Annotated in this window: 11 protein-coding genes and 2 pseudogenes; 5 read left to right on the top strand and 8 right to left on the bottom strand. The window is 67.4% G+C overall.

Annotated features, from left to right (window positions below):
- The first annotated feature begins 364 nt into the window (after positions 1–364).
- Positions 365–1363: a TrmB family transcriptional regulator gene (locus FNV62_RS53680; protein WP_143605879.1), complete on the top strand. Its 999-nt coding sequence runs from the start codon at positions 365–367 to the stop codon at positions 1361–1363.
- 64 nt (positions 1364–1427) lie between these two features.
- On the opposite strand, the gene FNV62_RS56785 is transcribed toward FNV62_RS53680, so the two are convergent.
- From FNV62_RS56785 to FNV62_RS53665, 4 genes and pseudogenes are all read right to left on the bottom strand, one after another.
- Positions 1428–2351: an IS3 family transposase gene (locus tag FNV62_RS56785; protein WP_346014297.1), complete on the bottom strand. Its 924-nt coding sequence runs from the start codon at positions 2349–2351 to the stop codon at positions 1428–1430.
- Positions 2352–2356: 5 nt separating this feature from the next.
- Positions 2357–2578, bottom strand: coding sequence for a transposase (locus tag FNV62_RS58345; RefSeq protein WP_375336857.1), 222 nt, complete (start codon positions 2576–2578; stop codon positions 2357–2359).
- 3 nt (positions 2579–2581) lie between these two features.
- A pseudogene (locus FNV62_RS53670) lies at positions 2582–3526 on the bottom strand (ISKra4 family transposase); the annotation flags it as partial.
- Between the two features lie 71 nt (positions 3527–3597).
- Complete coding sequence (locus FNV62_RS53665; RefSeq protein ID WP_143605041.1) at positions 3598–4137, bottom strand: hypothetical protein; 540 nt, start codon at positions 4135–4137, stop codon at positions 3598–3600.
- 92 nt (positions 4138–4229) lie between these two features.
- On the opposite strand from FNV62_RS53665, the gene FNV62_RS53660 reads away from it, so the two are divergent.
- Together FNV62_RS53660 and FNV62_RS53655 are read left to right on the top strand one after the other, a co-directional pair.
- The gene (locus FNV62_RS53660; RefSeq protein WP_164331929.1) at positions 4230–4931 is read left to right on the top strand and encodes an SMI1/KNR4 family protein; all 702 of its coding nucleotides are present in this window, start codon (positions 4230–4232) and stop codon (positions 4929–4931) included.
- A 72-nt stretch (positions 4932–5003) separates the two neighbouring features.
- Positions 5004–5087 (top strand): annotated as a pseudogene (locus FNV62_RS53655) (transposase); the annotation flags it as partial.
- Between the two features lie 131 nt (positions 5088–5218).
- Here the strand turns inward: FNV62_RS53655 and FNV62_RS53650 are convergent.
- The 3 genes from FNV62_RS53650 to FNV62_RS53640 all read right to left on the bottom strand — a co-directional run bounded on the left by FNV62_RS53650 (position 5219) and on the right by FNV62_RS53640 (position 9487).
- Complete coding sequence (locus FNV62_RS53650; protein ID WP_143605039.1) at positions 5219–6010, bottom strand: alpha/beta hydrolase family protein; 792 nt, start codon at positions 6008–6010, stop codon at positions 5219–5221.
- A 7-nt stretch (positions 6011–6017) separates the two neighbouring features.
- Positions 6018–7562, bottom strand: a complete 1545-nt coding sequence (locus tag FNV62_RS53645) for an FMN-binding glutamate synthase family protein (RefSeq protein ID WP_143605038.1) — start codon at positions 7560–7562, stop codon at positions 6018–6020.
- Positions 7563–7972: 410 nt separating this feature from the next.
- The gene (locus tag FNV62_RS53640; RefSeq protein WP_143651897.1) at positions 7973–9487 is read right to left on the bottom strand and encodes an ISL3 family transposase; all 1515 of its coding nucleotides are present in this window, start codon (positions 9485–9487) and stop codon (positions 7973–7975) included.
- 134 nt (positions 9488–9621) lie between these two features.
- Here FNV62_RS53640 and FNV62_RS57410 point away from each other — a divergent pair, with 134 nt between their 5' ends.
- Both FNV62_RS57410 and FNV62_RS57405 read left to right on the top strand, forming a co-directional pair.
- Positions 9622–10140 carry a transposase gene (locus FNV62_RS57410; RefSeq protein ID WP_143605037.1) on the top strand — a complete coding sequence of 173 codons (519 nt, stop codon included), beginning with the start codon at positions 9622–9624 and terminating at the stop codon, positions 10138–10140.
- 9 nt (positions 10141–10149) lie between these two features.
- Complete coding sequence (locus tag FNV62_RS57405; RefSeq protein WP_143605036.1) at positions 10150–10302, top strand: transposase; 153 nt, start codon at positions 10150–10152, stop codon at positions 10300–10302.
- A 204-nt stretch (positions 10303–10506) separates the two neighbouring features.
- Here the strand turns inward: FNV62_RS57405 and FNV62_RS53625 are convergent, their stop codons facing one another.
- Positions 10507–11664: an RNA-guided endonuclease InsQ/TnpB family protein gene (locus tag FNV62_RS53625; RefSeq protein WP_143605035.1), complete on the bottom strand. Its 1158-nt coding sequence runs from the start codon at positions 11662–11664 to the stop codon at positions 10507–10509.
- Between the last annotated feature and the right edge of the window lie 23 nt (positions 11665–11687).

The raw sequence follows: 11687 nt of genomic DNA, 5'->3' as shown, positions 1-11687 counted from the left end.
GGCAGCGTGGCTCTCGCAAACGTACCTTTCGCACCGGAATCAGTGGCCGCGGAGCCGGACCCGGGGGAGCTTGAGGGGAACGCGGCCGCGGGTATCGTTACGGCCGCGGTGATGGCCACGAGCGCGACACCGACGGCACCAAGCCGTCTGCCGCGCGTGTGGGCATACGTCATGGGACACCTTTCTGAAGGAGTGAATCCGCGAGCACGGATCCACACCGAAAGGCGCTGCCCGCTCGAATGTGCTCGGGACAGCGCCAACTTCAGCGTGAAAGATGTCAACCGCGACCAACGAAACACAAGATTACGAGGCTGGCGGATCGCTGACAGGTGGCGGAAGCCGCCACAGAAATTGGCGGGACAGTATGGAATTTGACGTGCTCGGGTTTGCGGAAGAGACAGAACACGTCTACGTGGCACTGGTCCGGCAGCCTCGCTGCACCGCTTCGGAGTTGGCCGACGCTTGCGGCATGTGCGCGTCCACTGTGGGAAGACTGCTGTCCAAACTGGTCAAGCTCGGGCTCGCCGTGCAGGACGCCCGACGCCCGCCACGCTTCACCGCCACTCCCCCGGATGTCGCCGTCACCACGCTGATAGACCAGCGCGAGCACCAGCTCAAGGAAGCACGGGCCCTGGTACAGCGGTTGACCGAGACCCACCGGGAGGCGGCCCGGATCAACCAACGCGACATGGCCGTCGAACTGCTCACCAGCCGTGAGCACATCAACGCCACCGTACTCCGACTGACTGTCGACGCCCGCCACGAGGTGCGTGTGTGCGACCGGCCGCCCTATTTCGACGGCCCCGGCAGCAACCTCGACAGCCAGCTCCAGCAGCAGCGGCGCGGCGTGATCTACCGGGTGATCTACGACCGCGAAGCGGTGGCCTGGCCCGGCAGGCTGAACAACGACATCGTGCCCAGCATGAAGGCAGGCGAGCAGGCACGGGTACACCCTGAGTTGCCCCTCAAGCTCGTCATCAGCGACGACCGGGCGGCTATCCTCCCCTTCAGCCTCGCCCCTGGGGGCCAGTCAGTCGCCTACCTGGTCCACCGCTCCCCCGTGCTCGTAGCCCTGGAATCGCTCTTCGAGGCACAATGGGAGCGCGCAGTGCCGCTGTCGGACGCCCCACTGCCACCCGGCGACGCCACCACCGCGGCGGAATCCGAGGACGCAGAGCCTGATGAGGAGACTCGGTCCCTGCTTGCCCTGCTCGCCTCCGGCCTCACCGACACGGCCATCGCGCGCGCCCAAGGCTGGAGCGAGCGGACTACCCAGCGTCGCGTCCACCAACTCATGTGCCAACTCGGCGCCTCCACCCGCTTCCAGGCCGGCCTCACCGCCACCCGACGCGGCTGGCTATGAAACGAGCACCAGCAAGCCTGACCCTAGCGGGACAAACTGAACCGCCCCGGGTTCGGTAGAGATCTCAGATTGTTGTTGTGACCTGGGGTTTCGTGGATTCCATGTAGTGGTTGGCCTCGTACTCGGCGGGCGGAACGTGGCCTATCTCACCGTGGAGGCGCCGGTGGTTGTACCAGTCGATCCACTCGGCGGTGGCCAACTCGACCTGGGAGAGCGACTTCCAGGGACGCTGGGGTTTGATCAACTCGGTTTTGTACAGGCCGATCGTCGACTCCATCAGGGCGTTGTCGTACGCATCCCCGACTGATCCAATACTCGCCGCGATGCCGTCCGCGTCGAGGTGTTCGGCGAGGCGGAACGACGTGTATTGGGCGGATCCGGCATCGGAGTGGTGGATCAGCTGCCCCGGAGTGTGCCGGCGGTCCTCGCGGTCGCGCTGCCACGGCGCCATCTCCAGTGCATCCAGGACGAGTTGGGTCTCCTTGGAGGTGGAAACGGACCAGCCGACGATGCGCCGGGAGAAGGTGTCCACGACGAAAGCGACGTAGACGACACCGCTCCAGGCGGCGACATGCGTGAAGTCGGCAACCCAGCAGCGGTTCGGGGCACTGGCGACGAAGTCGCGGTCGAGAAGGTCCGGGGCCCGCCCGGCGGCCGGATCGGTGATCGTCGTGATCACCTTCTTGCCGCGGACGGCGCCGGTGATGCCGAGTTCGCGCATGAGACGCTCGACGGTGCAGCGGGCCACCGTATGTCCCTGCCGGTTCAGCTCACGCCAGATCTTGCGGGCCCCGTAGACACGGTAGTTGGACGTGTAGACCTTCTGGATCCGTTCTTTGAGTTCCTCATCGCGCACGGAACGGGCGGAGGGAGTTTCAAGGCGTTTCTTGTAGGCGTAATACGTCGAAGGGGCGATCTTGCAGTCGTGCTCGGTGAGCGTCCTGCAGATCGGCTCGACGCCGCCGAAGCGGTCCCGGTGCTCGTCGATGAACGCTACGAGCGTGTGTGCGGCCGGTCGAGCTCGGCCGCGAAGAAACTCGCCGCGGCCTTCAGGATCTCGTTGGCCCGCTTGAGTTCGGCGTTCTCCTTCTTCAATGCCTTGAGCTGGGCGGACTCCTCCGTCGTCGTCCCCGGACGCTGGCCCCCGTCGATCTCGTGCTGCTTCACCCAGTTCCCCAGCGTCTCGCGGGAGCCGATGTCGAGCTTCTCTGCCACCGTGTGCTTCGGGTCGCGGGCCTGGGCCTGGTTGAATGCCTCGGCGATGACCTGTTCGGGCGGGCGGACCAGGGAGGCGGTGCACCACTTGCTCTCGGCCTTCGGCCCGGGGCGGGCCCGGCGCTCGCCGCTTCGACCGCCGGGCGGGTGGATCACGTCGTGAGGGCGCCTCGGCGCGGGCCGGATGTCGAAGACGCAGGCCACGGTGGCCATCCGCTTCCGGTTCGGCTTCTCGCCCGGCGCGAGCCGTGCGCGATGGCCGCCTGCGGCTTTCGCGGCGGCCCGGCGGGTGGCCTCGCGCAGGGCCTCCGGGCGCATGACCACGCCCTTGCCGTCGACTTGGACCACCAGCGGCATCTGTCTGCTGCAGGGGACCGGGATCCTGGCGCGGTAGAAGTCGTCGGCGTCGACCGCGGCCGCGACCACCAGTTCTTCGAGTCGGCGTTTGCCCAGCACCTTCCCGCAGCGGCGCTCGACTGCCTGCTGGGCTTGGTCGAACGACCCGCGCACTGATTCGGTGACCGCGAGTCGGCGCAGGCCCATCGAGTGTCGGCCCGCCGGCAGCGACAGTGCCGCGTCGGTGGGGTGGATGTTGCAGACGCCGGGGCCTCGGTGGGCGACCCGGGTGACGCGGACCAGCCCGAACACGCTGGCCAGCCAGCGTGAGTGCCCCGTCTCCCGCCAGGGCCGCAGCTGTCCTTCCGGACCCATCACCACAGGTCTGCCACTGGCACGGATCTGTTCCTCTTCCCGCCGGGCGCGTAGGTCAAGGTGGTCCTGCAGCAGCTGCCGTAACAGTTCCCGCCCGCCCGCGTCGAGGTGTTCTTCCAGCTCGGCGTGGGTCCACTCGCTCGCATCGCCGCCCGACAGGGTGTGCATCAGCGATTCGAAGGCGCTTATGGAGCGGGCAAAGGGGTCAGTGGTGGCATGAGTGTCGTACGGTGTCATCTCCGGGGCTCTTCCTGATCCTGCATCCGATATGGGTCGCACCTTCGAATGTAGGCGGAAGAGTCCTGCTGTCAGCGGGAGTTGGGTGGAGCAGCCGTCGGGCGGCGGGCCGGGGTGATCAACCCGGGGGCTTCTTCGTCGAGCCAGCCTCGCTCCACCAGCCGCTTGAGCTTCGACCGGGTGCCCTCGATCTTCCGGGTCTCGGTCGGCAGCCCGATCCTCGGCACGATCTGCTTGGCGCGGATCGGCCCCGGTGCGTCGGCAACCACTTCCACGATGTCGCGATATACCGACGGCAGCACGTCTGACATCATGCCGGGTTGCCAGTTCGGCACCGTCAGCACCCCGATGACCTGCCGCTCGGCCCCCGCATACGCCGACGCCATCCGCTCACCCGATCGCGACGGTCCGACATCTGCCACCACGGGCATCTCAGTCTCCATCTCCTCGAGAACCTCGGTGACCGTTTCCCATGTGATCCGCAGGCGCTTCAGGCTCTCACGGGCCAGCTCCAGCTTCCCGGACAGCTCAGCAAGCTCGGCTTCCAGCTCTTCCACCTGAACCCGAGCCGCTGCCTCGCGGGCTTCCAACTCCTCGAACAGCGAGCCCATCTGCCACCCCTCCTTCACCACCACGGTAGAGACGAGCGGCCGCGAACACAGCCCATACGGAGGTCGGATGTCGGAGGCAGGGACTAATGTCCGTGCTCGCCGTCGATAGGAGAGCCGTGAACACGCACGCGCATTGGCCGGGAGTTCGAGAACGCGTCATCGCAGTGGAGGAGGCCGAGCGTCGAGCCCGTGGCCGTGGGCCGTCTCGATACCCGACGTTCGAACCCGTCCTGACTCCCGCCGCCATCGCCGAGGTCGAAGCACAGTTCGGTGTCGCACTCCCCGACGAGTACCGCACGTTTCTGGCGGAGGTCGGAGCTGGCGGCCCCGGACCGGCACTCCAGCTCACGTCGTTGCGCCGAATCGACGGGAAGTGGGGATGGGTCTGGGAGAACGACGAGGACCATCCCTGGCTGCTGGACCCCAGTGGGCCGTTCGTCGAGACGGAAGACTGGGCCGACCAGCAGATGGCGACCCTTCGCGCCGATGGGTACGAACCCACCACCCGTGACGAAGACGACGACTATCTGGACGACTACCGCGAGGTCTTTGGAGACGCCGGCGACGATGTCTGGTTCCTGGAACGCGGGCGGGGTGCGATCCTCATCAGCGACAACGGATGCGGGATGACCGGCTGGCTCATCGTCGTCGGCCCGCACCGCGGGGAACTCCGCGACCGGGACTGCGCGGTCAACCCGCCCTTCGAGCCGTACGTCGATGCAAACGGAAACCGTCACACCTTCCGCAGCCGGTACCTCGAGTGGCTTGAGCAACGCGAGAGGGCAGCTCGATGATCAAGGACTGGTGACCCTGGCCCGCCCCACGCACAGCGACCTACTCAACCCTTCCCTTCAAAGGAACTGCACCCTTCCTACTTCGCCGCCTCGTGCGGGGGCGCCCCGCTCGCTGTCATCAAGGAGTACATCGAGAACCAGAAACGTCCCGGCTGAGGTCAATAGTGCAGACCCGTGCGCCCGTGCGGGTCAGAGCAGTGTTAAGAAGCGCTTCCTCCCGGGCGTGAACGCCCGGGGTTCCGCGCTAGATCATGCTGAAGTGGCTCTCATCAGCTGAAAAAGACCTCTCAAACACCCAAGACGTCCTTTCCTGCGGGCCGTGAGGCGTGGATGTACTGGTCGGCCCAGGCGCTGATGATGTGGGCGGCTCGCTGCGCCTGCCCTCGTGCGGTCAGGAGGTGGTCTGCTCCTTCGAGCGAGACGAAACTTCGCGGGTGCCGCGCCTCGCGGAAGATCTCCCCGGCGTTGGCGATATCGACGGTGTCGTCGGTGGGCGAGTGCATCACGAGCAGCGGCCGGTCCAACTCACGCACCCGGTCGTGCAGACAGGCACGGCGGACGTCCTCGACGAAGGCGCGCTTGAGGACCAGGGTCCGCCCGCCGACGAACCACTCGTGCTGCCCCTCACTGAGCACGCAGTCCACGACCGCGTCGTACTGGTGCTCCACGTGGCTGGGGTCGGCGGGCGCCCCGATCGTGGCGACCGCGCGGACGCCGGTCGCCTCGGCCGCCGCGGCGATGGCGGCGGCGCCTCCCCACGAGTGCCCCACCAGCAGATCCGCCGGAGTCCCCCGCTCTGCCATCAGGTTTGCCGCGCGGACGGTGTCCTGGACCTTGACGGTGAAGGAACCGTCACCCCAGTCGCCGTCGGAGTCGCCGATCCCGAGGTTGTCGTAGCGCAGCATGCCGATCCCCTCGCGTGCCAGCTGCTTGCTGACCCGCGAGGCGGCCGGCGAGTTCTTGCCGAGCGTGAATCCGTGGACGAAGATCCCCCAGCCCCGGACCTCGCCCTCCGGCAGGTCGATCGACCCGGCCAGCTCGGGGCCGACGACGCTCTTGAATCTCACTTCTTCGGACACGTTGCGATCACTCCGGCCGGCTGTTCGTGGAGGTCGGCGTGCCGACGAGCAGCTCGGTGATCTCCTTGGCAAGGTGCGGGCCGAGCTCGCCCCAGCCGTCCTTGTAGCCGTAGACGCCGGCCAGGGTGCGGGCCTCGTAGTCGCCGTTCATGATCTCGATGTCGTCGGCGGTGATGAGTCCCGGGTGGGCGACGCCGACAGCCGACGAGACCTTTATCAGCTCCCTGCGCAGGGTGCGCAGGTAGACGGCGGCCCGGGTAGCCTTCGAGGTCGGGTCCAGGCCGCGGGCCAGCCACTGGTTCTGGGTGGCGATGCCGGTGGGGCACTTGTCGGTGTGGCACTTCTGCGACTGGATGCAGCCGATCGACAGCATCGCCTCACGGGCCACGTTGATCATGTCGGCGCCCAGGGCGAAGGCGACCGCGGCGTTCTCGGGCAGGCCGAGCTTGCCGGAGCCGATGAAGGTCAGCTCGTCGGTGAGCCCTAGCTCGGCGAAAGTGCCGTAGACCCGGGAGAAGCCCATCCGGAACGGCAACGACACCGAGTCGGCGAAGATCCGCGGCGCCGCTCCGGTGCCGCCCTCGCTGCCGTCGACGGTCACGAAGTCGACGCCACGCTCCCCACGCGCCATCAGCGCGGCCAACTCCTGCCAGAAGCCCAGCTCGCCCACCGCGCTCTTGACCCCGACCGGCAGACCGGTCTCGGTGGCGAGCAGCTCGACGAAGTCGAGCATCGAGTCGACGTCGCTGAACGCGGTGTGCCGCGACGGGGAGGCGCAGTCCTTGCCGACGGGGATGCCACGGATTTCGGCGATCTCCGGGGTCACCTTGGCGCCCGGCAGCAGCCCGCCCAGCCCCGGCTTGGCCCCCTGGGAGAGCTTGATCTCGATCGCCTTGACGGGGGCGCTCGCGACCACGTCCTTGAGCTTGTCGAGGTTGAAGCTGCCGTCCTCGTTGCGGCAGCCGAAGTACGAGGTGCCGATCTGCAGCACCACGTCGCCGCCGTTGCGGTGGTACGGCGACAGGCCGCCCTCGCCGGTGTTGTGCATCGTGCCCGCCAGCGCCGCTCCCTCGTTGAGCGCCGTGATGGCCGCGCCGGAGAGCGAGCCGAAGCTCATCGCCGAGATGTTCACGACGCTCGCCGGCCGGAAGGCCTTGGCGCGCCCGCGCGGACCGCCCAGCACCTTGGCCGAGGGCAGCGGGGCCTGCAGGTCGTGCGCGTCGGGCAGAGCGCTGGCGAAGGTGCGCTGCTTCAGGTAGGCGTGCCCCTGGACGTGCTCGACGTCGACCTCGGTGCCGAACCCGAAGTAGTTGTTCTCCTCCTTCGCCGACGCGTAGATCCAGGTGCGCTGGTCACGGCTGAATGGGCGCTCCTCCTCGTTGGAGGTCACGATGTACTGCCGCAGCTCCGGCCCGATCGTCTCCAGCAGGTACCGGGCGTGCCCGATCACCGGGAAGTTCCGCAGCAATGCGTGCCGCTTCTGGACAAGGTCGCGGGCTGCCACCAGCGCCACTGCTGTTGCGGCGACCGCGCCGATCCTCCGAGCCTGCATGAACGTTCCTCCTCGAGGCACGGCTCCATCGCCACGCGGTGGAGCCCGCTTGTGTCACGTCGGGCGCCAGACGGCGCACACGGTCAAGGGCGCGCCAGCGCCATCGAAGAAAGGCGAAACGACTCTAAAGGGCCACACGAATATGCACAGCGACGGCGATCACACCACCCAAACGACCGGGCCCAGGCCTCGCCCGCACACCAGCGCCAGACATCAGCACTCCAGAGGCGGGCACGAACCCTGTGGCCCAGTTGCCGCGAAGGCACGTGCGCACCACCAGTCGCACCAGCACGATCCCTGCCTCGCCGACGAGCGGGCCCGGTACTCGCAAACGCCCGCTTTGAGGGAGTGTCATGAATCAGGCTCTGACTTGATTTTCGTAGCGGGTGATCGTCCCGTTGACCCGAAGATCAGTTGAGCAGGATGCGCTGGCGGAGGAGGGCGAAGCCGGCTCGTCCGTAGGTCTGGCGCTTGAGGAGCTTGGTCTTGTTGTTGATGCCCTCGGTGGCTCCGTTGCTGTAGGGCAGGTCGAGACCGGCTTGAACGGCGTCTTGGTCCTTCTGAAGGCCGCGGACGAAGGCGTGCAGGGCGGGGAGGTCGTCGCCGTTCACGGCCTCGATCCATTCGGCCAGGGCCGCGTGCCCGGTGGTGGGATGTTCGTGGTGGGCCAGTAGCTTGGCGAAAGCGGTGACGTGGCTGGTCAAGGCGGTCATCTCGGGGCAGACGGCGGTGAGTTTGTCGCGGTGGGTCCCCGGCTCATCGGCCAGGTGGTCGGGGTCGGTCATGATCCAGGAGGTGAGGCGGCGGACGGACGGGTCGGCCAAAGACTCCTCGGCCCGGCCCTGTTCGAGGTAGCGGACTAGCAGGTTCGGGCTGCCGGTGTAGCCCAGTACGCGGATCTCCGCGAGGAGGGTGGTGGTGGCCACCGGACCGGCCGCGCGGCGAGTCCGCAGGTGGTCGCGGTAGGGATCGACCAGGCAGCGCCGGTACTGAGGGGGCCGGATCAGCTGCGCGGGGTCACCGACGCGGGCGTACCGTTTGACGGTGTTCAGCGCGAGGCCCAGGCGTCGGCCGGTCTCGCACAGACTCACCCCGGTCTCGAGTGAGGCGTGCACGGCGGCATGGGTCTGCAGGACACGCGCGTTGCGCGACCCGGGCGTCGCCTCGGGGGGCACCGCGCGCCAGCACGCGGCGTGCGCGGCCACCGTCTTCTCCACCGCGGCGGCGAGGTTGTGCCACAGGTGCCATCGGTCGCTGACCTGCACCGCGTCGGGGGCTCCCTGACGGATGCCCTCGGCGTAGCCGGCCGAGCCGTCCCGGCATACGACCTCCACCCCGGGGTGTGCACGCAGCCAGGCGGTCAGCGTCTCGGCGGTGCGGTCGGCCAGTACGTCGACGCGGGCGTGGGTGATCACGTCGATCAGGACGGTGGCGTAGCGGTGACCGCGCCGTAGCGCGAAATCATCGACTCCCAGCACCTGCGGAACCGGCAGGACGGGGAGCGGAAGTGCCATCAGCATGGTCAGCAACGTGCTGCAACTGACCAGTTGATGCAGGTGAGGCAGTAATCGGACGGCGGTCTTGCCGACGAGCGCCGCCGCGACAGCACTCAGCAGTTGCTGCAGGGCAGGGGTGCGTCGCTGGTAGCGCACGGTCAGTCCATCGACCTGCTCCACGAACGTGGTCTTCGAACACCCGGGGTTCTCGCAGTACAGGCGGCGGACCGAGAGGTCGACCGTGACCGGCCGGCCCCCGACCGCCTCGTCAGCGACATGCCGTTCGTACCGGCTGTGCACCCAGTCCGATAACCAGCCACAGCCCGAACACGCCACCGCGACACCGTCCCGGGTCCGGGCCATAATCTGGATCAGATCCCCGCCAGCCTGCACTTCCCGTACCTGCACCGCGGCCAGCTGCGGCAGCAGGACCTCCAACTCGAGGGCATACACCCACCAGTCTGCGCCCAGGGCAGGGAGAACCACGACGGGTTCGATCACCCGCTACGAAAATCAAGTCAGAGCCATGAATCAGGTGTGATCCTCCCCGAAGGAGTTACCTGATGAGCACGACGACCGATCACCAGATCGAGACCGTGGACGGCGTGTCGCTTGCCGGGGCCGGTGAGAGCGTCGAAGGTGCCGACGTGAAGTCGATGCCGGTGTCGCAGAACGGTCTGTCCAGCGAGCTGCTGGAGGAGCTGGCCGCGCTCGCGGCGGAGAAGGTCCAGCTGGGCGGGCTGCGGCTGATGGGCGAGGGCGGGATCCTGCCCGAGCTGGCCCAGCACCTGATGCTGGCCGCGCTGGAGGCCGAGATGGACCAGCACCTGGCCGCCGGGGCCGGGCAGCGTGGCGGGCGCGGGTCACGATCGGGCGGGAACATGCGCAACGGCTACCGGACCAAGAAGGTCATAACGGAGGTCGGCACCGTGACGGTGCAGGTCCCGAGGGACCGGCTGGGCACCTTCAGCCCCCGGCTGCTGCCCAAGTACGCCCGCCGGACCGGGGCGTTGGACGAGATGGTGCTCTCGCTGACCGCGAAGGGCCTCACCTCCGGCGAGATCGTCGCCCATCTCGCCTAGCTGTACGGGATGACCACGACGAAGGAAACCGTCTCCACGATAACCGACAAGGCCCTGGAGGCGATGGCGGACTGGCGCACCCGCCCGCTCGACGCGGTCTACCCGGTCGTCTTCATCGACGCCATCCATGTCAAGATCCGGGTTCTGTCGACGATCTTGTGATCCAGTGCGGAGGGTGTCACCGTGCGAGCAGGACGCGTTTGCGAAGGAGATCAAGGCTGGCACGGCCGAACATCTGGCGTTTCAGCATCTTCAGCCGGTTGATGTTGCCTTCAACAGCGCGTCAACTTGACCCGGCCCTAAAGGACCGGGCTTGGAGGTAGTGCCCAGCTGGCTGCTGGGGTGGACTCCTCCGTTCAGACACCCCTATGGGGTGGCAGGGACGCGTGACTCACGCCCCGCATTCCACACGCTCGCGCCACGGGTGGCGATGTTGTGGGAAGCATTCCGGTCGGCGTGGGCAACGACCCCGCACCCCCGGCAGATGAAAAGCTCCTGGGCGACACGGTTGCGCTTGTCGACGTGGCCGCACTCGGCGCACGTCTGCGACGTATACGCGGGATCAACGAAGACCAGGGGCACACCGGCCCGCTTGGCCTTGTAGACGATGAAGTCTCCCAGCTGGGCGAAGGCCCAGGAGTGGAGTGCGACCCGTTGGGGCTTGCGGAGCCGTACCCGGTTGCGGATGCCCTTGAGTTCTTCGAGGGACAGGCCGCGCCCGGTGCGTTCAGCCTCGGTCACGATCGTCTTGGAGATGATGTGGTTGGTGTTCGCGGCGTGCCGCGCCTCTTTGCGGGCACGGGCCTTGAGTCGCCGCTTGGCGCTGTTGGTGCGCTTCTTCTGGAGCTTGGCCCGCAGGGCGAGCTGTCGCTTGCGGTACCGGTTGAGCCCCCGCCCGGCGGCAAGGTAGCCGGTGGAGGCGGTGGCGATGTTCTCGATCCCGAGGTCCACGCCGATGAAGCCGTCCGGCTCGTACTGCTCGGCCTCGGGCACGTCACAGGTGGCGACGAGGTAGAACACGCCGTCGCGCTCGATCAGGTCGGATTCGCCCTGCCGGTGCGCCTGGAGCATCTTGTGCGCGTCCGGGGAGCACACGAATGAGACGTTCTTGACCCGGCCGTCCACGGTCCAGATGGACACGGTCTGCTGGTCGTACTGCCAGCTCAAACACCGGTCGTCATACGGCTGCGCGGCCTGGGGCCGGAACGTGATCGGCTTGGACTCGGCCTTGCGGCGACGCTCAGAGCCTTCCGTGCCGAGATTTCCGGCCCGGATGTTGGCCTTGAGCGTGGTGTACGAGTCGCGCACCTTCTTGATGACGTGTTGCGCGGCCTGCGCTCCCAGCCCACGGGCTTTGAGTTCGGCGTAGGTGTGATTGCGCAGCTCGTACTCACGCGGCACGCCGTGCTCGAACGCCACCTCCGACACCCAGTTCGCGGCGTCATTGACCGTGCGCAGGGTGCGCTCAAGCACGGATGCCTGCACGGCATCCGGCATGAGTTTGACCTGCGTCACGATCTTCATGGGAGTGATCGTAACATTGATCT

This window comes from Streptomyces sp. RLB3-17 (assembly GCF_007113425.2).
Lineage (GTDB): Bacteria > Actinomycetota > Actinomycetes > Streptomycetales > Streptomycetaceae > Streptomyces > Streptomyces mirabilis_D.
Note: the sequence above shows the minus strand (reverse complement) of the source record. Positions and strands in the feature narration are given on the sequence as shown.